Origin of the sequence: Streptomyces sp. NPDC047917, from assembly GCF_043204345.1 — a bacterium.
GTDB classification, from domain to species: domain Bacteria; phylum Actinomycetota; class Actinomycetes; order Streptomycetales; family Streptomycetaceae; genus Streptomyces; species Streptomyces sanglieri.
This window is the reverse complement of sequence record NZ_JBIDCA010000027.1, coordinates 1-23369: the sequence shown is the minus strand read 5'-3', so window position 1 is coordinate 23369 and position 23369 is coordinate 1. Positions and strand designations below refer to the sequence as shown.

Here is a 23369-nt window from a genome sequence, read left to right as displayed (position 1 = left end):
GTGCACCGTGACTTCGCCTGCCTACACGGACAACGCTGCGCCCCAGCTCAGCGCGGGGCCGCGGCCCGCCCCGGGCCCGGCCGCCGACGAGGGGCTCTCGCGGCGGCTGCGCGCGCTCGCCTGCACGGCGCCGCTGCACGACCTCGATGTGCGCAAGGCGAATCTGGCCGGCGAGTACACGGTCTACGCGATGGCCGAGGTCGCGCTCGCCGCGATCGACCTCGTCACCCTCAACATGGACTTCGACACGGGTGCCGACCACGACCAGATAGTGACCAGGCTGCTGCCCCGGGTCGCCGCCCAGGCCCCGCGCCGCCCCGTGGCCGAGCACGAGCGGGTCGCCCGCTGGGTGCTGGAGAACCTGATCAACGTCGGCAGCGTGGACCGCGGATTCCGCGCCGTGTACGGCACCTTCGGCCCCGACGGGGTGTACGTCCGCCGCGACTACGACTTCAAGCTGATCGAAGAGGTCGCGGGGTACGGCGGCACCGTCTACCTCCGGGCCACCGACGAAGCGGTCAACGTCCTGGTGGGCGCCCTCGACACGGACGTCACCAGCGCCCAGATCGCCGCCGAGGTCAAGCTGGAGGTCCTCATCAGCCGGGGCCGCCTCGCGGACGCCCAGCTCGCCGCCGAACAGGCCCGCTACCGCACCGTCCAGTACGCGGAGACCCTCCGCAAGACCCTGGAGGCCACCCGGCGCAACGTCCGCGCCGTCGACTGGCTCAACGCGGTTCCCGACATGATCGCCGAAGCCCTGGACCACGTCGCCGACCGCTACCGCCACGAGAACGCGATCCTCACCAACATCCGCAAGGCCCGCGACGAGGCGGAGGAGCCCGAGCACAAGCGCCGCGCCGCCGAGCTCGTCGACATCGTCAAGGACTGCATCCGCCGCCACACCCAGCTCCAGTCCCGCCTGCTGGAGGCCGGTCCGCTGTTCCGGGCCGAGCAGGACCGGCAGGCGTTCGCCACCCCCACGGCCCGCACCGGCCTCGACCTGTACGGCCAGCTGGTCGCCCCGCTGCTGCCGCTCCCCGTCGAACAGGCGATCCGCGTCACCGACGCCTTCTTCGCCCGCGGCACCGGACTGCGCACCCCCACCTCGGTACGGGTGGGCGACCTGGTCGAGATGCTGCTCACCCCGCCCGTGGAGCGGGAACACCTGGGTGCCGAGATGCCCGAGCCCGACCTGATCGCCACCCCCGACGACAGCAGGTTCAGCGAGGAGCAGCTCGCGAGCGCCATGGAGCTCCTGGACCTGGAGCACGACGCCCCGCGCCGGCTCTCGGGCCTGCTCGTCGAGGCCCGGCGCGGCGGCGATCCCGATCTGGCCTATCTCGTCGCCCTCCTCGCGGTGCACGCCGCGAGCCCGCCCGTCGGCACCGCCTACCGCCAGGGCGAGCAGCGGCTGCTGTTCTCCGTAGACGACGGCACACAGCTCGACGACCCGGAGTTCGGCGGCGCGGACCTGATCGTCGGCACGGCCCTGCTGGACGCGGCCGGAATGGCCGCGGACCGCACGGAGGCGTCATGACCGGCGCCGCCCGTACCGCACGGCGGACACCAGCCCACCCGGCCCCCGCCGGCACATGTGCCACGACCCCGGACCGGACCGCGCCGCCCGGCACGACCCCCGCGAGAGCCGCCGCCCACCCCGTACCGAAGAGTTTCCGCAGCAAGGAGCGACCGTCGTGAGCGACCACCGCGCACAGCACGCCGACGCGTGGGGCGAGCCGACCGCCGCGTACCCGACCGAGGGCACCGGACCCGCGGACCCGCCGGCGCCCGCGGCCACACCGCCCGTCACCCCGGCCGACGCGGCCGATGCCGCCCGGCTCGTCGCCTTCGGACTGCAGCCCAAGCTGCTGCCCGCCCGCGACGCCGAATACGCCGAACTGCTCCGCCGCTACCGGGAGGAGCCCGCCTTCGCCCGGCTCGCCGACGCCGTGGCTACCGGACTCGGCCTGGTCGTCCTGGAGGTGTCCACCCGGGCCGGCATGGCCGTCACCGCCGGTGAGGACTCAGTGTTCGCCGTCCGCATGGGCGACTACGCCCGCCGCGCCTCCTCCGACTCCGCCGACCGCTTCCTGCACGGGCTCGCGCACCTCGCCGTCGCCGCGATGGCCTTCCCCCGCCCCGAGGACCTCGCCGATGACGCCTACATCGGCCGGATCACGGTCAACGGCGTCGACTCGTTCGTACGCCAGGCGTGCCACCGCCTGGAGGAGCGCGCCGAGGAGCACGGGGACAACACCGACCCGGCCACGGACGCCCCAGGACTCGAAGCGGCCTGGCGGATCTACGCCCGGCGCAGCTCCACCGGCGCCACGAAGGACGCCCGCCGCCTGGCCGGCTCCACCACCGGCATCGTCGGCAAGGCCGTCGCCTTCCTCACCGACTCGGGCTTCCTCCAGCGCACCGGCGACGACGCCGGCGGAGCCTTCCGCACCACCGCCCGCTACCAGCTCCAGGTCCGCGACATGGCCGGCAGCGCCGCCATGGCCGAACTGCTGGAACTCGGCGTCGTACCGGTCACCGACGGCACGGCGACGCTGCTGCCGCCGCCCGAAGCCGACGACCTGGAGCTGGCCGCCGACGCCGGTCTGCCCTTCCACGCCTGACCGTCCCGCCCCACCACCGCCGTCTCCCCCCGCTGCCTGAACGACGAGAGTCCGCCGCCATGTACGAGCTGTCCCGGGTCCGCCTCTACTCCATCGGGCCTGCCGGCGCGCGTTACGCCGACACCGTGCTCGACCTGCGCGGAGTCGGCGAGCCCGTGCCCGACCCCGCACCGGCCCAGGCGGAGTTCTTCGAGGAGGAGCCGGTCGGCCCGCCGCGCCGCCCCGCCCCCGCCGGTGTGCTCTTCCTGGAGAACGGCGGCGGCAAGTCGGTGCTGCTGAAGCTGATCTTCTCGGTGATGCTGCCCGGCCACCGCAACACCCTCGGCGGCGCCAGCTCCGGCGTGCTGCGCAAGTTCCTGCTCGCCGACGACTGCGGGCACGTCGCCCTGGAGTGGCAGCACACCCTCACCGGCGAGTGCGTGGTCGTCGGCAAGGTCAGCGAATGGCGCGGCCGGCAGGTCTCCAACGACCCCCGGAAGTTCGCCGAGGCCTGGTACTCCTTCCGGCCCGGCCCCGGCCTCAGCCTCGACTCCCTGCCGGTCGCCGAGGCCACCTCCGTACGCCGCCCCGCCGAAGGCGTGTCCGGTGCGCAGGGCAGACGGCGCACCATGAAGGGCTTCCGCGACGCCCTGACCGAGGCGGGCAAGTTCTACCAGCACCTCGATGTGCACTGGGAGGAGATCCACGACCGCTGGAACGAACACCTCGGAGACATCGGGCTCGACCCCGAACTCTTCCGCTACCAGCGCGAGATGAACGCCGACGAGGGCGAGGCCGCGGGCCTCTTCGCGGTCAAGAAGGACTCCGACTTCACCGACCTGCTGCTCCGCGCCGTCACCGACACCCGCGACACCGACGGCCTCGCCGACCTGGTGAGCGGCTTCGGCAACAAGCTGGGCCGCCGCGCCGAACTGACCGCCGAGCGCGACTTCACCGCCGGCTCGGTCGACCTGCTCGGCCGGATCGTGGAGGCCGCCGGCACCCGTTCCCGCGCCCGGGACATCCACGCGGGCGCCGAGCGCCGCACCCGTACGCTCGCCCGCAGGCTCTCGGCCCGCGCCCGCGAGGAACGCGGCCGGACCGCCGAGCTCGCCCAGCAGGTGACGGGCGCCGCGCACACCGTCACCGCGGCCGAACAGGCCCGCGGCCGCAACGCGTCGATCGCCGCCGAACTGGCCTACCGGCACGCCTCGCTGGCCCTGACCGCGGCGGAGAAGGGCGCCGCCGCCCAGCGCCGCGAACTGGCCGACGCCCGCACCCTGCACTCCGCCTGGCAGGCAGCCGAGGCCGTACTGCGCCACCGCGCCGCCGCCGACCGCTCCGCACGGGTGGCCGTCGCCATCCGCGAGGCCGAGCGGGACGCCGCGCCCGCGCTCGCCGCCCGCGCCAGGGCCGCCGCCGACCTCGTACAGGCACTGCACACCGCCGCCGAGGCCGGCGAGACCGTCGCCAATGAGGAGGAGGAGCGCTCCGACACCCTCCAGAGCGCGGGCGAGACCGCCCACCGGGACGCCACCACCGCGGCCACCGAGGCCCAGCGCGCCCGCAGCGAGGCCGGACACCTGCGCCAGCGCCTGGCCGAGGTCGAACAGGAGACCGCGGAAGCGGTACGGGCCGGCTGGCTCGACGACACCGCGCCGGACGCCGACCCGGCCCGCGCCGCCCTCGCCGCCAGCGACGCGGAGCAGTCCTCCGTCGCCGCGTGGGACACCGCCAGGGAGGCCGCCCGCTCGGCGGCCGACGTGGCCAGGGAGGCCGCGGCCGCCGAGAGCCGTGCCGAACTCGCGGCGGCGCGGGCCGCCGACGCCGCACAGGCCGCGGACCAGTCGTACGAGGCCGAGCTCAGGGCCGCCGAGTCGATCGCCGCCGACCACCGGCTGGCCGACCTGCTGGGCCTGCCCAGCGCCCCCGGCACCGGCGTGCCACGCCCCCGCCGGGGCGCGGCCGGAACGGACCAGGACGGCGCCGAAGACACCGGCAACGGCCCGGCCGCCCCCGACCGGCAGGTCGCCGCGGAGGCGGGCGGCCGGGCGGGCGAGGCCGTCCGGCCGGCCCACGGCGCGCACACCGTCACGGCCGAACAGGACACCACCCCCGAACAGCCGCTCACCGCCCAGGAGCTCGACCGCAGCGCCGACGAACTGCGCGAGCTGCTCGACCGGTCCATCACCGCCGCGGAGCGCCGCCTCTTCGAACTGCGCACCGCGGCCGCCGACGACTCCCGCATCCTCGGCGCCCTCGGCGACGGCGGACTGCTGCCGCCCGGCCCCGACGTCCTCGCCACCGTCGAGTACCTCGGGGAGCACGGCATCCCCGCGCTGCCCGGCTGGCGCTACCTCGCCCAGGCCGTCGACCCCGCCGACCACGCGGCCGTCCTCGCCGCCCGCCCCGAGCTCGTCGACGGCGTGGTCATCACCGACCCCGACTCGCACGCCCGCGCCCGCGAGGTCCTCAGCGGCGCCGCTCTGCTGCCGCGCTCCGCGGTCGCGGTCGGTACCGCAGCCGCGCTCCTCGCCCCCGTCCCCGCCGCGGGCACCGGTTCGGCGGCGAGCACGGAAGGTGTGTTCCTCGTCCCGCCGAACCCGGCGATGCACGACGAACTCGCGGCCGACGAGGAGCGCCAGGCGCTCAGGAGCCGGACCGCCGCCCGCGACGAGGACATCCGCACCCTCGCGGCCCGCCTCACCGCCGATCGTTCGCTGGCCGCCCGCATCGGCTCCTGGCGGGCCGACTGCCCGCCCGGAATGCTCGCCGAACTGGCCGAGGCCGCGCGTACCGCCCGCACGGCGGCGGAGACCGCCGGGGCCGAGCTCGCCGAGGCCCGTACGGTGCGCGCCGAGGCGGACGAAGCCGCCGCGGACACCGCCCGCGTCCGTGAGGAGCGCCAGGAGGCCGCCCAGCGGGCCCGCCGTGCCGCCGACGCCCTCGCGGGTCTCGCGTACCGGCTCCGCGAACGCGCGGGCTGGCAGGTGAGGCTCCGCGAACTCGTCGACGAGGCGGCCGAGTCCGAAGCCCGTGCCACCGTCTGCCTGGAGCGCGCCCGCGCCGCCGACGAGGACCGCAGGGCCGCCCAGCGCGCCGCCGACGACGCCCGCCGCACCGCCCGCGCGCTGCGTGCCGAACGGGCGGAGATCGCCGGCGCCCCCGAGCACCTCCCGGAGCCCGAGCACGACGGCCCGCGCCCCGCGCTCCCCGCGCTGCGCGAGGCGTACCGGGCGGCGTCCCAGCTGTACGAGAAGGTCGGCGTGGGCGCCGACCTGCGCGCCGAGCAGGCCCGCGCCGAGAGCGACGAGAGCGCCGCCCTCGCCGAACTGGACCGGCTCACCAACAAGGTCCGCACCCGCGCCGGCCAGCTCCTCGAAGGCACCGACGGCGCGGACGGCCCCTCCCGGCAGGCGGCCGCAGCCCGCGCCGAGTCCCTGGTCCAGCTCCTGGAGACCCGGGCCTCCACGGCGAGCGAGCAGCTGGGCCGGCTCCGCGGCGAGGCCGAGCGCCTGGCTCCGGCCGACGGGGAGCCCCACCACACGGAGCTCCCCGAAGAGCTGGTACCCGCCGACGCCGACCGGGCCCAGACCTTCCTGCGCACCGCCACGGCCGAACTGGCCGCCGCCACCGCCACCCTGGACACCGCCCGCGCCGCCCACGGCGAGCTGCTGCACGCCCACCGCACCGCCGAGGACTCGGCAGGCGGCTTCGACGAGACTGCGGCCCTCCTGCGCGACCTGCTCCGGGACCACGGCGCGGACGACGACACCGAGGCCCCCGAGCCTTATCCGGGCAGCCTCGACGAGGCCCGGCAGTCCGCCGCCGAGGCCCGCCGCTCACTGCGCGGCTGCGCCACCGACCTGTCCGCCGCCGAGGGCGCCGTACGCGAGGCGAGCGACGTCCTCGTCCGGCACGCCAACTCCACGCGTTACGAACAGGTCCGTACCCCCGCCCGTCAGCAGATCCGCGAGCTGCCGGCCGCCGCGCTGCCCGAGCACGCCGAGAAGTGGGCCGCGGCCTTCGCGCCCCGGCTGAGGGTGCTCACCGACGAGCTGGCCCAGCTGGAGCGCAACCGCGACTCCATCGTCGACCGGCTCCGCGGTCTCGTGGAGTCCGCGCTCACCACCCTGCGCTCCGCCCAGCGGCTCTCCCAGCTCCCGGAGGGGCTGGGGGAGTGGTCGGGCCAGGAATTCCTCCGCATCCGCTTCGAGGAACCCGACCAGGCGACCCTCACCGAACGGCTCGGAGAGGTCGTCGACGAGGCGACCCGCGCCGCGCTGAAGAAGAACTCCGACCTGCGCAGGGACGGCATGTCCCTGCTGCTGCGGGGTGTGCAGGCGGCGCTGGAGCCCAAGGGCATCGCCGTGGAGATCCTCAAGCCGGACGCGGTGCTGCGCGCCGAGCGTGTTCCGGTCGGACAGATGGGCGACGTCTTCTCCGGCGGCCAGCTGCTCACCGCAGCCATCGCGCTGTACTGCACGATGGCCGCGCTGCGCAGCAACGACCGGGGCCGTGACCGGCACCAGCACCGGCACGCGGGCACGCTCTTCCTGGACAACCCCATCGGCCGTGCCAACGCCACCTATCTGCTGGAGCTCCAGCGCGCGGTGTCGGACGCCCTGGGCGTACAACTCCTCTACACGACCGGACTGTTCGACACCACGGCGCTCGCCGAGTTCCCGTTGGTCATCCGGCTGCGCAACGACGCGGATCTGCGTGCCGGACTGAAGTACATCAGCGTGGAGGAGCATCTGCGCCCCGGCCTGCCGCAGCAGGACCCGAACGGCGAGACGGTGCACGGCGAGATCACCGCCACCCGCATGTTCAAGCGCGCCACCGCGTCCCCCGACACCACCCGCGCCACCGGATCTCCCGACACCGACCCGGCTCCCGCCGCCGAATAGGCGCGGGAACGCGCGGGGCGCACAAGGACACGCGGCAATACCCGAACACGCGCCGCGGGGACGGGCGCGGCCGGGAAGGGGGGGCGCGGGGACGGGGGTGCGGGGACGGGGCGAGCCGAGGGGTGGGCCGGCAGGAAGAGCACACCTGCTGCCCGACGGCGCTCGGACCCGACGGCGGCTCAGGCCCCCCGGCGCTCAGGCCCCCCCCGGCGCTCAGGCCCCTCGGAGCTCGGGCCCGAGGTCGCTCAGGCCCCGCGGTGCTCGGGCCCGACGGCGGCTCAGGCCCGGGGAGAGGCGTTCGGCGGCTCAGGCCCGTGAAAGGCTTTCCGCGCCCCGGCGGTGTATCCGCGCCTCGTCCCGCTGCGCGGTCCGCGCCGCCCGGCGCGCCCTGCGGCGCTCACGGCGCAACTGCCGCGCCGAACTGCTCGGCACCGAAACCACGCCGTTGCGCTGGTTCCAGACCTGCCGGGTCACCCACACGTCCAGCACCGACCAGGTCGCGACCACGGTGCTGCCGACACTGCTCAGCACCATCGGGAAGGCCAGCCAGGACCCGGCCAGCGTGCACAGGAACGCCACCATCGCCTGGATGATCGTCAGCGACATGATGAGAACGGCACGCACCGCGGACCTGCGGACCGGGTCAGGCATCCGCCGCCGTGTCGCGGGCTCCTCCACCCACAGCTGCTGGCGCGGGATCTTCGCCCCGCCCGCCGCCGCCGAGTTCGCCGACGCGGCCGGTGCCGTCGGCACCGCGCCCCGACGCTGTTCCGTCTTCAAGGCTCTCAACTCCCCACCACTGTCCGACTTCAGGGTTGCTGCCCGGCATGCGCCGTTTCTACGCGGGCGGATCGGACCGTCCTGCCTCACGACCCCTGCCCCGCGTCGCCCACCCCGTGGATCGCGCAGCGCGAACCACCACCATGATCCCGCCTCACCGGCCCCGGATCTCCCCGTGTCACCCCTGCCTCGTACAGAGAGACGAGTGAACGGCCACGAAGATTCCCCCGAACCGGCTTGAAGCGAAGGATTCCAGCCAACTGCCCCACCGAACAGAATGAAGCCCTGCCAGGTCTCTTCTGCCGCTTTCGCGAATTTCATTGCCAGGAATACCAGGACAACCCATGACCAACACCGGACAGCGCGGCCGAAAATCGTCCGGACGTCCCTTCGAGTTGCTACTCCGTCAGTAGTAGGCTCGCGCCGTTTATTGACGGAACACGACCCCCGCCCCCGCGGGGTCGAGCTGGGGGAGTCCATGCGCTTTCGCGGAAAGTCCATCCGCAGGAAGATCGTGGCGTTGCTGCTGGTGCCGCTCATCTCCCTCATCGCGCTCTGGGGATTCGCCACTTTCCTGACGGGGCGCGAGGCCGGTCATCTGCTGAGCGCCGGCACTCTGGTGGAGAAGGTCGGTCATCCGCTGGAGGACACCGTCCGGGCCATCCAGAACGAGCGCCGCCAGACCCTTGTCTTCCTCGCCGACCCCAGGGCATCCAACGCCCTTCCGCTCCTGCAGCGCCAGCGAGCGGCCACCGACCGGGTCCTCGCCGGTGTCAGGGACAGCGCCCGGCAGGAGGACATCCGCGACGCGCTGAGCTCCGACGACGACACCCAGCTGAATTCCATCCTCGGCACGGTCGAGGGCCTCGGCGCGCTTCGCGAATCGGTAGACCGGCGCACCATCGACCGCTCCAAGGCGATGGAGTTCTACGGTCGCCTCATAGATCCCTGCTATCGCTTCCTGACCGGACTCCGCACGATGGAGAACGTGTCGATGGACAAGCAGGTCCGTGCACTGGTCGGCATCTCACGAGCCCGCGAAATGCTCTCCCGGGAAGACGCCCTGGTCGCCTCGTCGCTCATCGCCGGCCGGCTCACCGCCGCCGAACTGCGCGAGATATCCGATCTCGTGGCGAATCGAAAGCTGCTCTACGAGATCAACGTGGACGCGCTTCCCGCCGCGGAGCGCCAGCGCGTGGAGCGGTACTGGGCGAGTCCGGACAGCGAACCGCTGCGGACAACGGAGAAGGCCCTCATCGAGGGCGGCCCCACCCAGGACCCGCGCGCCGTCGACGCCGAGCGCTGGCAGGAGACCGCCCCGCCGGTCCTGGAGCGGCTGGCCAACGACTCCACGGAGATGAACAACCGCTTCCAGGACCGCGGCAAGCCCGCCGGCTACAGCGTCCTGATCAAGGCCGGCATCGCGGGCGTCCTCGGCTTCCTCGCCCTGATCGCCTCGGTGTTCGTCTCCGTACGCATCGGCCGGGAACTGATCCGGGACCTCTCCCGGCTCCGCAAGGACGCCCACGAGGTCTCCGGTGTGCGGCTGCCGAGCGTGATGCGCCGGCTCGCCGCCGGGGAACAGGTCGACGTCGAGACGGAGGCCCCGCACCTCCAGTACGAGCGGGACGAGATCGGCCAGGTCGGCCAGGCCCTCAACACCCTGCAACGCGCGGCCGTCGAGGCCGCCGTCAAGCAGGCGGACATGCGGCGCGGCGTGTCCGAGGTCTTCGTCAATCTCGCCCGCCGCAACCAGGTGCTGCTGCACCGGCAACTGACGCTCCTGGACACCATGGAGCGCCGCACCGAGAACACCGACGAACTCGCGGACCTCTTCCGCCTCGACCACCTGACCACCCGCATGCGACGCCACGCCGAGGGCCTGGTGATCCTCTCCGGCGCGGCGCCGTCCCGTCAGTGGCGCAAGCCGATCCAGCTGATGGACGTCGTACGGGCGGCAGTCGCCGAGGTCGAGGACTACGAACGCATCGAGGTCCGCCGGCTGGCCCGGATCGGGGTGGGCGGCCCGGCCGTCGCCGACCTCACCCACCTGATCGCCGAACTCCTGGAGAACGCGACCGTGTTCTCGCCCCCGCACACCGCGGTCCAGGTGCTCGGCGAACGCGTAGCCAACGGCTTCACCCTCGAAATCCACGACCGCGGCCTCGGCATGGCGCCCGACATCCTCCTGGACGCCAATCTCAGGCTCGCCGAGACCCCCGAGTTCGAGCTGTCGGACACCGACCGGCTCGGCCTGTTCGTGGTCAGCCGTCTCGCCCAGCGCCAGAACGTCCGCGTCTCGCTGCAGACCTCTCCGTACGGTGGCACGACCGCCGTCGTCTTCATCCCGGCGGCACTGCTCACCGACGCCCCGGACACCCACGGCACCGGGTTCCGCCTCGACCGCCGGGCCGAGCGGGCGATCGGCAGCGGTGGCCGGGCGGCCGGTGACGCCCCCGGCCCCGACCGCAGGGACGGCGCGGCGGACCGCCGGGCAGGCGGCAGGCCCACCGGTCTCGCCCCCGTTCCGACCGGCCTGGTCGACCCGGCCCTCCTGGACGGGCCCGTAGAGCTCGAAGGACCCGTCGGAGCACTGGGCTTCGAGGGCGACGCCGTGCTCGACCCGCTGCTCGAACCCCTGCTGGGCGGCGCCTCCGACCTCGACGACACCGAGAGCGAACGCGGCGGCATCTTCCGCTCCCGCGACCTCCGGCGCGACGCCGACCGCGAACAGCACCAGCAGGCGACGGACCAAGGCACGGACTCGCAGGCCGACGTACGGCCGATGCGGCCGGGCGGTCCGGTGCCACTGCCCCGCCGCAAACCGCCGACCCTGGTCACCGACAACGGCCGCCGGGTCGACGAGGCGGGCCGCACCCACCCCACGGCCGCCGAGCGGGACGCCCCGCAGGGCCCGGACGGGTCCGGCACCGGCTCCACGTCCACCGAACCCCGGCAGCCCACCGGCTTCCGGAGACCCACCGAGCCCGCCACACCCGAGCCGCCCGCCTCACCCGGGGCCCCGGGCCCCCGGGAGACCATCGGCGGGCTGCCCCGCCGTATCCGGCAGGCCAGCCTCGCTCCGCAACTGCGCGAGGACTCGACGGTCCGCGATCCCGAACCGGCCCGTACGGAACCGGACCAGGACTTCGAACGTGATGCGGAAGAGGTGCGCAGCCGCATGGCTTCGCTCCAACGCGGCTGGCAGCGCGGCCGTCGGCAGAACGCCGAGGACCTGACCGGCCCCGGTGAAACAGCACAAGGAACCACTCCGGGAGGGGACGGTCGATGACCGCACCGAACGTCGCAGCAACCAACGCCGCACGCCAGGGCTCCGGCCAGCTCAACTGGCTCCTCGACGAGCTCGTCGAACGCGTCGCCAGCATCCACAAGGCGCTGGTGCTCTCAAGTGACGGCCTCGCCACCGGCACGTCGAAGGACCTGACCCGCGAGGACAGCGAACATCTGGCGGCCGTGGCCTCCGGATTCCACAGCCTGGCCAAGGGTGTCGGGCGGCACTTCGACGCGGGCCGGGTCCGCCAGACCGTCGTCGAACTCGACGAGGCGTTCCTCTTCGTCACGGCGGCCGGTGACGGCAGCTGTCTCGCGGTGCTGGCCGACGCCGACTCGGACGTCGGCCAGGTCGCGTACGAGATGACGCTGATGGTCAAGCGCGTCGGCGCCCACCTGGCCAACGCACCCCGGACGACCGGTATGTCCGCCGGGGGGTGAGTGGACGGTGAGCGCTGACTCCTCCAGATCTCCGGCAACGCCCACCGGCCCGCAGGCCTCGCGCTGGTACGACGCCGATGCGGGACCGGTGGTCCGCCCGTACGCGATGACCCGGGGCCGAACCAGCAGCGCCTCCCGCCATCGTCTCGACCTGATCGCGATCGTCGTCCCCGAACCCGAGGCCGACGACCCCGGCCGGGACCAGACGCTCTCCCCGGAACACGTGGAGATCGTCGAACTCTGCAGTGGCATGCCCCAGTCGATCGCCGAGCTCGCGGCCGGCCTGGACCTCCCCGTCGGGGTGGTCCGGGTCCTGGTCGGCGACCTCGTCGAGGACGAACTGGTACACGTAACCCGTCCCGTTCCGCCGGCCGAGCTGCCGGACGTGAACATTCTTCGCGAGGTGATCAATGGCCTTCGGGCGCTCTAGCCGCAAGAAGCGGCCCGTTGAGCCCGTTACCCTGAAAATCCTGGTGGCGGGCGGATTCGGAGTGGGCAAGACGACCCTGGTGGGCGCGGTCAGCGAGATCAGGCCGCTGCGCACGGAGGAACGACTGAGCGAGGCGGGCCGTCCGGTGGACGACCTGGCGGGCGTGGAGGCGAAGACCACCACCACGGTGGCCATGGACTTCGGCCGGATCACCCTGCGCGAGGACCTGGTGCTCTACCTCTTCGGCACCCCGGGGCAGGACCGCTTCTGGTTCCTGTGGGACGAGCTGGCGCAGGGCTCGCTCGGCGCCGTCGTGCTCGCGGACACCCGGCGGCTGGAGGACTGCTTCGCGGCGGTCGACTACTTCGAACGCCGGGCGATTCCGTTCACCGTCGCCGTCAACTGCTTCGAGGGGGCCGACGAGTTCCCCATTGAGACGGTGCAGGCGGCGCTGGACCTCGACCCGGAGGTTCCCGTGCTCATGTGCGACGCGCGCGACCGCGGCTCGGTACGGGACGTACTGGTGAACGTCGTCGAGCATGCCGTGGCCCGTGCGGAACGCGTTCGCGAGCCCGTCGTCACATAACGGCGGTGCCGCGCACGACACGGCCCGTACCCCCGCCGACCGGGGTACGGGCCGCGCGTCGTCGTCTCACCGGGCGGTGAGTCCTCTCCCGCTGCGACGGACCGTCAACACTCCTGGCGTCACCCGTTTTCGGCGAGCCACTCGGCGGCGATCGCGGCCAGCTCCCGGTCGCGTCCCGCCAGCATCATCCGGATCATCTGCACGTCGCCGCGGAGCGACCAGGCGGGATGCCCGAAGGTGGCCGGATTGTTCTTCTCGATCAGGAAATGCGCGGGCCAGGCGGTCCCGTACCCGATCAGCGGCAATGCGGCCAGGTACCGCTTGCGCCCCCGTGCCAGACCGTAGGCGCTGACCGCGAGCCCGGTCAGGGTGCCGGTCAGATGCACCCACCGGGTGGCGGCCCTGGAGTGCATCGCCACGTAGTAGGGCCAGAACTCCTCGTACGAATCGAACGTCTGCTGTGACATACGGGCACCGTAGTAGTTCGGACCGCAACCGGAAACGGCTGATCCGCGTCGGAGAAGTAGAAGCGGACGGCCGGGGCCCACGGGGGTGGTCCCGGCCGTCCGCTTTCCCTCGTCGGCGTCAGTGGCCCGCGACGGAGCGCCGGGCCACCGGGAAGTCGAAATAGGTGTCCGGGAACAGTTCGGGCTTGAAGGTGTAGTGCCACCATTCCTCGGCCAGATTCACGAAACCGACATCGGTGAGCGTCTTCTTCAGGAATTGCCGATGGGCGCGCTGCTCGCCCCGGATGCGCGGGTCGTCGGTGTGGGAGAGCGTGTCGAAGCAGTCGAAACCGGTTCCCATGTCCACGGAGTTGTCCGGGAACCGCTCGGCCGCGGATGCGTAGCAGGGCACCTGCGGGTCACCCGGCCGGTACGGAGGGGTCGGCGCGGCCGGCAGCCTCACCAGCGTCAGATCGACCGTGCTGCCGCGGCTGTGCCCGGACTTCTCCGCGATGTATCCGTCCGCGAACAACCGCGTCTTGTCGACCCGGGGGTAGAACTCGCCCTTCATGGTCTCGTCGTCGAGGTCCTTCGCCCAGCGTACGAAGTGGTCCACGGCCCGCTGCGGCCGGTAGCAGTCGTACACCTTCAGCGAGTAGCCCCGGCGCAGCAGCCGGGTCTGCGCGTGGTGCAGCGCCCGGGCCGCGGGCCGGGTCAGGATGCAGAGCGGATCGCGGTAGCCGTCGACCGGGACGCCCATGAAGTTGTGGGCGGTGGGGTAGCGCATCTCCTGGATGATCGTCGGATCCACCGAACCCAGCGCCACGAACTCATCGGGCGCCTTCGGCCCGGTCCTCGCACCGGCGGCCGGGGCGGTGGCGGTGACGGCGAGCAGGGCGGCGGCAGCGGCTGCCAGGACACGGACAACGGAAGCAAGACCTGTCATGAGCACATAATCCAGCAGTACGGGGAAGTCCGCCGGAGGATCCGGTACAGTCCGCGCGTGTCCGCACCCAGGAGCAACCCCGAGAAGCCGGCCAGGGACTCGCACTGCGGCAGCTGCGGAGCGCCCTGGACCACAACCGCCACCTGGCCCCGCACCTGCACGGCCTGCGGCAGCACCGCCTACCGCAATCCACTGCCGGTCGCCGTGGCCCTCCTTCCCGTCACCGACCGGGACGGCACCGGCCTCGTGGTGATCACCCGCACCGTCCCGCCGCACCCCGGCGGCCTGGCCCTCCCCGGCGGCCACATCGACCACGACGAGGACTGGAAGCACGCCGTCGTACGGGAACTGGGCGAGGAGACCGGCATCGCGGCCGACGAACGGGACGTCCGCCTCGCCGACGCCCTCAGCGCCCCGGACGGCCACCTGCTCCTCTTCGGGCTCCTCCCACAACGCCCGGCGACCGCGCTCCCGCCCTCCCGGCCCACCGACGAGACGGCCGGCTTCCGACTGCTCCGCACACCCACCGAGCTGGCCTTCCCCCTGCACACCCAAGCCGTCCGCACCTGGTTCGACGGCGGCTACCGCTGACCGGCCGGACGGTTCCGCCACTCGCTGCGAACCGACCCGGCGGCTCCGTCCCCCACCGCTGCCCGGCCCGCCGCACGCAGTTGACCGGCCGGACGGTTCCGCGGCACACCGTGAACCGGCTACAGACCACGCACCCGCACCGGATACGCCACCGCCCCCTCCTCATCCTCCCGGCCCTTCCGTTCGACCACCACCCGCCCGTCCACCAGCCGCGACGTGTACCGCTCGACCTCCGCCCGCTCCCAGCCGTCCCCGGCGTCCAGGACCACCAGCCCGCTCCCGCTGCGCCCCGCCGCCGGAGCCCACACCTCCAGCTCCACGCCACCGTCCGCACCCCGCACCGGCAGCACCGAACCCGCCCGCGCCAGCACCGGCACCCGCGAAAGCGGCGCATCGAGCAACACCTGACCCGGCCCCTCGTACACCTCACCGGTCACCGTGTCGTACCAACGCCCCCGGGGCAGCCGCACCGCCCGGCGATCCGCACCGGGCTCCAGCACCGGAGCCACCAGCAGCGCGTCGCCCAGCAGGAACGCGTCCTCGCACTCCCGCAGCGCCCGGTCCCCGGGCGCACGCCACCACAGCGGCCGCACATACGGGGCGCCGGTCAGCCCGGCCAGCCGTGACAGCGTCACGAAGTACGGGTGCAGCCGCTCCCGCTCCGCCAGCACCGCCCGCGCGTGCTCCAGCACCCGCGGCCCGAACTCCCAGGGCTCCCGCCGCCCCGCGTCGATCGCCGCATGGGTACGGAACAACGGCAGATACGCACCCAGCTGGAACCACCGCAGGTACAGCTCCGGCGACGGCGACCCGTCGAACCCGCCCACATCGGGCCCCGAGTACGGCACCCCGCACAGCCCCAGCCCCAGCACCAGCGCCAACGAGGCCCGCAGCCCCGGCCAGCCGGTCTCCACATCACCGGACCAGGTGCCCCCGTAACGCTGCATCCCCGCCCAGCCGGAACGCGAGAACAGGAACGGACGTTCTTCGGGGCGCAGCCGGCACAGCCCTTCGTACCCGGCCCGCGCCATCGCCAGCGCGTAGACGTTGTGCGCCTCGCGGTGATCACCGCCGCGGCCCTCCAGACTGTGCCGCGCCGACCTCGGCAGCGACGGATCACCGAACGCCGCGAACGACACCGGCTCGTTCATGTCGTGCCACACACCCGAGAACCCCTGCGCCAGCCGCTCCTCGTACAGACCGCCCCACCACTCCCGCACCCGCGGATCGGTGAAGTCCGGGAACACACACTCGCCCGGCCACACCTCCCCGCGCACCAGCCGCCCCCGCGCGTCCCGGACGAAAGCGCCGCGTTCCCCGACCGCCGCCCCCGCGTCGAACACCGCGTCCCCCGGCTCCGCCGCCACCGCGGGATCGACGATCGACACCAGCCGCACACCGTCCTCCCGCAACTCCTTCGCCAGGCCCGGCAGATCGGGGAACCGCTCCCGGTCGACGGTGAACACCCGGTGCTCGTCGTAGTGGTCGATGTCCAGATGCAGTACGGACAACGGCAGCCCGCGCTCCCGGTACCCGGCGACGACCCGCCGCACCTCCCGCTCGCTCCCGAACCCCCACCGGGCGTGCTGCGGACCCAGCGCCCAGGACGGCGGCACCGCCGGAGCACCCGTCAGAGCCGCCCAGCCCTGCAGCACCCGGGCCGGCCTCCCCGCCACCACCCAGCAGCGCAACGGCCCCCCGTCCATCCGCACCTCGCACATCCCGGGCCGGTCATGACCCGAACCCGCCCCCTCCTCGCCCTCGCGCAACGTCACCCGCCCCGACCAGGTGTTGTCGTGGAACACCAGATGAGTCCCCGCGTCACAGACCACGAGCTGCACCGGCATCGTCAGATACAGCGGATCGTCACCCGGACCGAAACGCCCTCCCGGATCGGTGTTCCACAAGCCGTACACACCGTCCCGCAGCCGCGGTCCCGAGGCCCGGCCCCCGAGCCCGAAGAACCGCGCGTCCGCCGGAACCTCGGAACGCTGCACCCACCGGGCACCACCCCCCGCCACCGGCTCCCACCAGCGCGGCGGCAACTCGCGCCGGAGCACCGCCCCGCCCGGAGTACGCAGCTCCACGGCCCCGTGCCGAGACACCGCGACGGTCAGCCGCTCCGACACCACCTGCCAGCCACCGTCCTTGTCCGGCTCCAGCACGGCCCGCGGATCCGGCTCGGGCGCCGCACCGGGCAGCGCGTACGACGGCGACGGCTCCGCCCCGTCCCAGCCCCAGAACACCGCACCGCCCACCGCCACCCGCACCCGCAACTCGGAACGGGCGAACCGCACCACACCCCCGCCCGGCCCCGGCTCCGCCCCCACCACGAGACCGGGCACCCTCGCCCGCTCCGCACCACGCCGGGGCAGCGCCCGCGCATCCGCACCGCGGCGCCGCCAGGACGAGCGCACCGAGCGCAGTCCCCGCACCGAACCGACCAACTTCACCGAGCGCACCAGGTCACGACCGTCCATGCGGCTCAGCCTGCCACCCGACGAGGCGGACGAGGGCCCCGTTCAACTTCCGTTCACCCGTGGCCGGACCACATGACCGGACACACGGGCATGGGTGGCGAACCCTGGTGTGAAAGACGATCACATGGCATCGTCCGTAAAAGCCGCCTCACGCGCACACCCCAGCACGTGTGCGCGGACCCACGCCCATCCCGCGTACCCGTACAGCCAGGGAGCCGCCCCATGACCGCAGCAGCCAACGAAGCCCCCCTCTGGCAGCCCGGCCCCGACCGCATCGCGGCCGCCGCCGTCACGCGCTTCCAGAGCTGGGCGGCCCAGCGCTACGGAGCCCCGGCCGAGGGGGGATACCCGGCGCTGCACCAGTGGTCCGTCGACGAACTCGACACCTTCTGGCGGGCCGTCGCCGACTGGTTCGACGTACGGTTCTCCACCCCGTACGAGACCGTCATCGCCGACCGCACCATGCCCGGCGCCCAGTGGTTCCCGGGCGCCACCCTCAACTACGCCGAGCACGCGCTGCGCACCGCCGAGGACCCCCTGCGCGCGGACGCCCCCGCCCTGCTCCACGTCGACGAGACCCACACCCAGAGCCCCGTCTCCTGGTCCGAGCTCCGCCGCCGGGTCGGCTCGCTCGCCGCCGAACTCCGCGCCCTCGGCGTCACCCCCGGCGACCGGATCAGCGGCTACCTCCCCAACATTCCCGAGGCCGTCGTCGCCCTCCTCGCCACCGCCGCCGTCGGAGGCGTCTGGACGTCCTGCGCCCCGGACTTCGGCGCCCGCAGCGTCCTCGACCGCTTCCAGCAGGTCGAACCCGTGGTGCTCTTCACGGTCGACGGCTACCGCTACGGCGGCAAGGAACACCACCGCGCCGACACCGTCGCCGAACTGCGCCGCGAACTTCCCACCCTGCGCGCCGTCGTCCACATCCCGCTGCTGGGCACCGAGGCCCCCGAGGGCGCCCTCGAATGGTCCGCCCTCACGTCCGCCGACACCGAGCCGGTCTTCGAACAGGTCCCCTTCGACCACCCGCTCTGGGTGCTCTACTCCTCCGGCACCACCGGGCTCCCCAAGGCGATCGTCCAGTCCCAGGGCGGCATCCTGCTGGAACACTTCAAGCAGATCGGCCTGCACTGCGACCTCGGCCCCGAGGACCGCCTCTTCTGGTACACCTCCACCGGCTGGATGATGTGGAACTTCCTCGTCTCCGGCCTCCTCACCGGAACCACCCTCGTGCTCTACGACGGAAGCCCCGGCCACCCCGACATCAGCGCCCAGTGGCGCGTCGCCGAACAGACCGGAGCAACCCTCTTCGGCACCTCGGCCGCCTACGTCATGGCCTGCCGCAAGGCCGGCATCCACCCGGGCCGCGACCTCGACCTCTCGCGCGTCCAGTGCGTCGCCACCACCGGCTCCCCGCTCCCGCCCGACGGCTTCCGCTGGCTCCACGACGAGGTCGACGCCGACCTGTGGATCGCCTCAGTCAGCGGCGGCACCGACGTCTGCAGCTGCTTCGCCGGCGCGGTCCCCACCCTCCCGGTACACATCGGCGAACTCCAGGCCGCCTGCCTCGGCACCGACCTGCGCTCCTGGGACCCCGCGGGCGAACCGCTCATCGACGAGGTCGGCGAGCTCGTCGTCACCGCACCCATGCCCTCCATGCCCATCCGGTTCTGGAACGACCCCGACGGCAGCAGGTACCGCGACAGCTACTTCGACATGTACCCCGGTGTCTGGCGCCACGGCGACTGGATCACCATCACCGGACACGGCTCGGTCGTCATCCACGGCCGCTCCGACTCCACCCTCAACCGCCAGGGCGTACGGATGGGCTCCGCCGACATCTACGAGGCGGTCGAACGGCTCCCCGAGATCCGCGAATCCCTCGTCATCGGCCTCGAAGAGCCCGACGGCGGTTACTGGATGCCGCTCTTCGTCCACCTCGCCGACGGCGCGCGGCTCGACGACGCGCTGCGCGACAGCATCAAGCGGACCATCCGGGAGAACCTCTCCCCGCGCCACGTCCCGGACGAGGTCATCGAGGTCCCCGGCATCCCGCACACCCTCACCGGCAAGCGCATCGAAGTCCCGGTCAAACGACTCCTGCAGGGCACGGCCCTCGCCAAGGCGGTCAACCCCGGCTCGATCGACAACGTCGAACTCCTCCACTTCTACGAGGACCTCGCCCGCAAGCGTCACTGACCGTCGCAGGGCGTCCCCGTTGTCAGTGCCCCTGATTACTCTGAGTGAGCAATGATCAACAGTGCACTTGGGGGAGTCATGGCGCACATCGGGAACACCGGGGACAGCAAGCACGGCAGGCCCGGCGGGTACCGCCGGTCCGGCACAACCATGCGACGCACACTGCGCCGCGAAGCACCCAGCACCATCGGCCTCCTGGCCGACGAGCAGGACTTCGCGGCGATGCGGCGCTACCGCAGCTTCACCTTCGACGACCACACCGTCTATCTCCAGCAGGTCGAGGTCCTGCTGAAGACCCTCTCCGCACAGGGCATGCACGCCACGGTCGCGCTCTTCGACCCCGAGGAGTACGCGGAGTACTGCGCCGAATCGGGACTCGCTCCCGACACCCCGGCCAGCCGCAGCCGCTTCACCGCCGAAATCGCCTCGGCCGGCGCCACCGTCGCGTACACCGGACAACCCATCGACACCCTGATCCCGCTCCTGGTCAGCCGGGCCGTCCGCCGGGCCACCTGGGAGTACGCCACGGTGATCCTGGCCGGCCTGGGCGAATGCGCGGACTGTGGCAAGGACGTCGGCCAGGCCGCCTTCGACCGGGCCTCGCACCTGCTGCTCCGCATGCTGGAGACGGCCGGCCAGGGCACCCACCACCTGGTCTGCAGCACCCCCACCGACAACGAGAACCTGCTCGCCGTCCTGCACACCGCACGGGACAGCACCGGGCCGGCCCGGCTCGAAACGCAGGAGGGAGCGGAGTTCGTCACGGTGCTCGCCGTGGGCATCGCCCTCGAAAAGCCCGGGGGAGTCGTGCTCCGGACGAGCCGCCCCGGCGCCCAGGACCGGGTGCACGGCTGGCGCCTGGCCCGCGGCGACCTGGCCCCGCTCAGCGCCGGTGAGGTCTTCAGCGCCTACTGCACCGACGCCGACACCGGCGAACCGGTCGCCCCGGAGCCGCATGTGGAGTACTGCGCCGGCTTCGACCTGGGCGCGGACGAACCGGAGTCGCACCACTGACAGGCCGAAGGGGCTCCCCGCCACCACAGGCGGGGAGCCCCTTCACCGGACAACGCCGCAGGACTACTCGCCCGACAGCACCACCTGAGCCGCGACCCGCGCCTCCTCGGCGGAGTCCGCCGCACGAGCGGCGGAAGCGGCTCGCTCGCACTGCGCGAGCGTGTACTTCGCCAGCGTGGCGCGGACATAGGGAATGGACGCGGCCCCCATCGACAGCGACGTCACACCCAGCCCGGTCAGGACACAGGCCAGCAGCGGATCGGAGGCGGCCTCACCGCAGACCCCACAGCTCTTGCCCTCGGACCTCGCGGCCTCCGCCGACAGCGCGACCAGATCGAGCAGCGCGGGCTGCCACGGGTCCTGCAACCGCGACACGGCTCCCACCTGACGGTCGGCGGCAAAGGTGTACTGCGCCAGGTCGTTGGTCCCCAGCGAGAGGAACTCCACCTCCCGCAGGATCGAACGCGCCCGCAGCGCGGCGGACGGAATCTCCACCATCGCACCGAACTTCGCCTGCAGACCGGCTTCACGGCAGGCATCGGCGAAGGCCTTGGCATCCGCACGGTCCGCCACCATCGGCGCCATGACCTCAAGGTGGACCGGCAGCCCCTGGGCCGCCTTCGACAGCGCGGTCAACTGGGTACGCAGCACATCGGGGTGGTCCAGCAGACTCCGCAGCCCGCGCACACCCAGCGCCGGGTTCGGCTCGTCCGCCGGAGTCAGGAAGTCCAGCGGCTTGTCGGCCCCGGCATCCAGCACCCGTACGACGACACGCCCCTCGGGGAACGCCTCCAGCACCGCGCGGTACGCGGCGACCTGCTTCTCCTCGGACGGCGCCTGCTTGCTGTCGTCGAGGAACAGGAACTCGGTACGGAACAGCCCCACGCCCTCCGCACCGGCCTCGACCGCCGCCGGGACGTCGCCGGGCCCGCCGACGTTGGCGAGCAGCGGGACCTTGTGACCGTCGGAGGTCGCACCCGGACCGGACGAGGCCGACAGCGCGGCCTTGCGCGCGGCGGCGGCACTCTCCATCTCCGCACGCTTCTCGGCACTCGGCTCGACGAAGATCTCACCGGTGCTGCCGTCCACGGCGACGACCGTGCCCTCGGCCAGCTCACCGGCACCGGGGAGCGCCACGACGGCGGGCACCCCGAGCGCCCGGGCGAGAATCGCGCTGTGGCTGGTGGGCCCGCCCTCCTCGGTCACGAAGCCGAGCACCAGAGCAGGGTCGAGCAGCGCGGTGTCGGCGGGCGCCAGGTCCCGCGCGATCAGTACATAGGGCTCGTCGCTGTCCGGCACACCGGGCATCGGCACCCCGAGCAGCCGGGCCACGATCCGGTTGCGCACGTCGTCGAGGTCGGCGACGCGCCCCGCCAGGTACTCCCCGGCGTTGGCGAGCAGCGCCCGGTACGCGGCGAACGCGTCGTAGACACCACGCTCGGCGGTGCTGCCGACGGCGATACGCCGTTCCACGTCCGCGATCAGCTCCGGGTCCTGGGCCATCATGGCCTGAGCCTCAAGTACGTGCTGAGCCTCGCCACCGGCCAGGTTCCCGCGCGCGATCAGGTCGGCCGCCACGGCCTCCACGGCCTGCCGGGCGCGCCCCTGCTCGCGCGCGGCCTCCTCGGCGGGGATCTGCTTGGCCGGCGGTTCGAGCACCGCCGTACCCATATGACGCACCTCGCCGATCGCCACCCCGTGGCTCACGCCGACGCCTCGCAGCGTTGTCTCCATTTCACCCGTCTCCGGTCGTGCGGCGGCCGGTGCCCCCGCGGTGGATATCCAGTCGGCTGTCATCGAGCCGGGCTCGTCACTGCCAGCCGAACAAGGTGTCGCCGACCTTCACGTCGCCGTCCTCGCGGACGTCGGAGAGGGATTCGGCGGTGGCTTCCAACGCGACGACCGGGCACACGGGCGACTTGCCGGCCGCCTCGACGGCTGCGGGGTCCCAGCGCACGATGCCCTGACCACGCGTGACCGTGTCCCCCTTGTTCACGAGCAGCTCGAATCCCTCGCCGTTGAGCTGAACGGTGTCGATGCCGAGGTGCGTGAGCACCCCGTGCCCGGACCCGTCCACGACGACGAAGGCGTGCGGGTGCAGGGAGACGATGATGCCGTCGACCGGCGACACCGCCTCGGACGGCTCGCGCACGGGATCGATGGCGGTTCCAGGACCCACCATCGCGCCGGAGAAGACCGGATCCGGTACCGCGGCGAGCCCGATGGCACGTCCGGCAAGAGGGGACGTCACAGTGGTCATGGGGAACCTCCCAGGGGTGGAGCTTGATCGGCGCCGTCACAGCCTGCGGGCGACGGCGTACTGCTCAGCAGCGTAAGTCATGAGAAGTCCCGGTTCCGCCCGAGTCCTAGCGGTTCGCGGCCTTAGAGGCACACCGGAAACGATTTGCCTCGACTCTCGGCGGCCTGTACTGTCGTACTCCTGCCTGACCCCAACGCGACTTTGAGTCGGGGGTCGGCGGCGACTTTTAAGCCCTGACTCTAACCCGGACTCGGCACCTGCATGCCTGCAGGGGTTGGTCAAGGAAAGCGAAAAGGACTGATAGAGTCGGACTCGCCGGAAAGGGAAACGCGAAAGCGAAGAACTGGAAAGCGAAAAGCAGGATCCCGCTTCGACCGGGAATCGGACACGAA

Annotated in this window: 16 protein-coding genes; 10 read left to right on the top strand and 6 right to left on the bottom strand. The window is 72.7% G+C overall.

Going from position 1 to position 23369, the window contains the following annotated elements:
• Positions 1 to 7: 7 nt before the first annotated feature.
• The 3 genes from ACGF8B_RS40940 (at position 8) to ACGF8B_RS40930 (ending at position 7513) form a co-directional block, all read left to right on the top strand.
• Positions 8 to 1537 (top strand): hypothetical protein, encoded by a 1530-nt coding sequence (locus ACGF8B_RS40940; RefSeq protein ID WP_392747880.1) that lies wholly within the window; start codon positions 8 to 10, stop codon positions 1535 to 1537.
• 157 nt (positions 1538 to 1694) lie between these two features.
• On the top strand, positions 1695 to 2624 hold the full coding sequence (locus ACGF8B_RS40935) for a hypothetical protein (RefSeq protein ID WP_392747878.1): 930 nt from the start codon (positions 1695 to 1697) through the stop codon (positions 2622 to 2624).
• A gap of 59 nt (positions 2625 to 2683) precedes the next feature.
• A complete protein-coding gene (locus ACGF8B_RS40930) occupies positions 2684 to 7513 on the top strand; it encodes a hypothetical protein (RefSeq protein ID WP_392747876.1) in 4830 nt (1609 codons plus the stop codon).
• A 306-nt stretch (positions 7514 to 7819) separates the two neighbouring features.
• On the opposite strand, the gene ACGF8B_RS40925 is transcribed toward ACGF8B_RS40930, so the two are convergent.
• Positions 7820 to 8293, bottom strand: coding sequence for a hypothetical protein (locus tag ACGF8B_RS40925; RefSeq protein ID WP_392747875.1), 474 nt, complete (start codon positions 8291 to 8293; stop codon positions 7820 to 7822).
• A gap of 478 nt (positions 8294 to 8771) precedes the next feature.
• On the opposite strand from ACGF8B_RS40925, the gene ACGF8B_RS40920 reads away from it, so the two are divergent.
• The 4 genes from ACGF8B_RS40920 to ACGF8B_RS40905 are packed head-to-tail and all read left to right on the top strand — an operon-like array spanning position 8772 to position 13041.
• The gene (locus tag ACGF8B_RS40920; RefSeq protein ID WP_392747873.1) at positions 8772 to 11585 is read left to right on the top strand and encodes a nitrate- and nitrite sensing domain-containing protein; all 2814 of its coding nucleotides are present in this window, start codon (positions 8772 to 8774) and stop codon (positions 11583 to 11585) included.
• Positions 11582 to 12025: a roadblock/LC7 domain-containing protein gene (locus ACGF8B_RS40915; RefSeq protein ID WP_353793926.1), complete on the top strand. Its 444-nt coding sequence runs from the start codon at positions 11582 to 11584 to the stop codon at positions 12023 to 12025. Before ACGF8B_RS40920 ends, ACGF8B_RS40915 begins: the two co-directional genes overlap by 4 nt.
• Positions 12026 to 12032: 7 nt before the next feature.
• The gene (locus ACGF8B_RS40910; protein ID WP_392747871.1) at positions 12033 to 12455 is read left to right on the top strand and encodes a DUF742 domain-containing protein; all 423 of its coding nucleotides are present in this window, start codon (positions 12033 to 12035) and stop codon (positions 12453 to 12455) included.
• Positions 12436 to 13041: an ATP/GTP-binding protein gene (locus tag ACGF8B_RS40905; RefSeq protein WP_392747868.1), complete on the top strand. Its 606-nt coding sequence runs from the start codon at positions 12436 to 12438 to the stop codon at positions 13039 to 13041. Before ACGF8B_RS40910 ends, ACGF8B_RS40905 begins: the two co-directional genes overlap by 20 nt.
• Positions 13042 to 13160: 119 nt before the next feature.
• Here the strand turns inward: ACGF8B_RS40905 and ACGF8B_RS40900 are convergent, their stop codons facing one another.
• Positions 13161 to 13508 (bottom strand): Mpo1-like protein, encoded by a 348-nt coding sequence (locus tag ACGF8B_RS40900; protein ID WP_392747866.1) that lies wholly within the window; start codon positions 13506 to 13508, stop codon positions 13161 to 13163.
• Between the two features lie 118 nt (positions 13509 to 13626).
• Positions 13627 to 14433, bottom strand: coding sequence for a M15 family metallopeptidase (locus tag ACGF8B_RS40895; RefSeq protein ID WP_392747864.1), 807 nt, complete (start codon positions 14431 to 14433; stop codon positions 13627 to 13629).
• Positions 14434 to 14490: 57 nt separating this feature from the next.
• Between ACGF8B_RS40895 and ACGF8B_RS40890 the strand changes: the two genes are divergently transcribed.
• A complete protein-coding gene (locus ACGF8B_RS40890) occupies positions 14491 to 15024 on the top strand; it encodes an NUDIX domain-containing protein (RefSeq protein WP_392747862.1) in 534 nt (177 codons plus the stop codon).
• 119 nt (positions 15025 to 15143) lie between these two features.
• Here ACGF8B_RS40890 and ACGF8B_RS40885 read toward each other — a convergent pair whose 3' ends face one another.
• Positions 15144 to 17504 carry a glycoside hydrolase family 31 protein gene (locus ACGF8B_RS40885; RefSeq protein WP_392747861.1) on the bottom strand — a complete coding sequence of 787 codons (2361 nt, stop codon included), beginning with the start codon at positions 17502 to 17504 and terminating at the stop codon, positions 15144 to 15146.
• A gap of 222 nt (positions 17505 to 17726) precedes the next feature.
• On the opposite strand from ACGF8B_RS40885, the gene ACGF8B_RS40880 reads away from it, so the two are divergent.
• A complete protein-coding gene (locus ACGF8B_RS40880) occupies positions 17727 to 19703 on the top strand; it encodes an acetoacetate--CoA ligase (RefSeq protein ID WP_392747859.1) in 1977 nt (658 codons plus the stop codon).
• Between the two features lie 78 nt (positions 19704 to 19781).
• Entirely contained in the window at positions 19782 to 20717 is a 936-nt protein-coding gene (locus ACGF8B_RS40875) for a hypothetical protein (protein WP_392747858.1), read from the top strand.
• 63 nt (positions 20718 to 20780) lie between these two features.
• Here the strand turns inward: ACGF8B_RS40875 and ptsP are convergent, their stop codons facing one another.
• Together ptsP and ACGF8B_RS40865 are read right to left on the bottom strand one after the other, a co-directional pair.
• Positions 20781 to 22451, bottom strand: coding sequence for a phosphoenolpyruvate--protein phosphotransferase (gene ptsP, locus ACGF8B_RS40870; protein ID WP_392747856.1), 1671 nt, complete (start codon positions 22449 to 22451; stop codon positions 20781 to 20783).
• Between the two features lie 76 nt (positions 22452 to 22527).
• A complete protein-coding gene (locus ACGF8B_RS40865; protein ID WP_259933446.1) occupies positions 22528 to 22977 on the bottom strand; it encodes a PTS glucose transporter subunit IIA in 450 nt (149 codons plus the stop codon).
• Positions 22978 to 23369: the final 392 nt, after the last annotated feature.

Coding starts and splice junctions, on each gene's coding strand:
- ACGF8B_RS40930 (WP_392747876.1), top strand. CDS start 2,684: ATGTACGAGCTGTCCCGGGTCCGCCTCTACTCCATCGGGCCTGCCGGC.
- ACGF8B_RS40920 (WP_392747873.1), top strand. CDS start 8,772: ATGCGCTTTCGCGGAAAGTCCATCCGCAGGAAGATCGTGGCGTTGCTG.
- ACGF8B_RS40915 (WP_353793926.1), top strand. CDS start 11,582: ATGACCGCACCGAACGTCGCAGCAACCAACGCCGCACGCCAGGGCTCC.
- ACGF8B_RS40905 (WP_392747868.1), top strand. CDS start 12,436: ATGGCCTTCGGGCGCTCTAGCCGCAAGAAGCGGCCCGTTGAGCCCGTT.
- ACGF8B_RS40900 (WP_392747866.1), bottom strand. CDS start 13,508: ATGTCACAGCAGACGTTCGATTCGTACGAGGAGTTCTGGCCCTACTAC.
- ACGF8B_RS40895 (WP_392747864.1), bottom strand. CDS start 14,433: ATGACAGGTCTTGCTTCCGTTGTCCGTGTCCTGGCAGCCGCTGCCGCC.
- ACGF8B_RS40885 (WP_392747861.1), bottom strand. CDS start 17,504: ATGGACGGTCGTGACCTGGTGCGCTCGGTGAAGTTGGTCGGTTCGGTG.
- ACGF8B_RS40880 (WP_392747859.1), top strand. CDS start 17,727: ATGACCGCAGCAGCCAACGAAGCCCCCCTCTGGCAGCCCGGCCCCGAC.
- ACGF8B_RS40875 (WP_392747858.1), top strand. CDS start 19,782: ATGGCGCACATCGGGAACACCGGGGACAGCAAGCACGGCAGGCCCGGC.
- ptsP (WP_392747856.1), bottom strand. CDS start 22,451: ATGGAGACAACGCTGCGAGGCGTCGGCGTGAGCCACGGGGTGGCGATC.
- ACGF8B_RS40865 (WP_259933446.1), bottom strand. CDS start 22,977: ATGACCACTGTGACGTCCCCTCTTGCCGGACGTGCCATCGGGCTCGCC.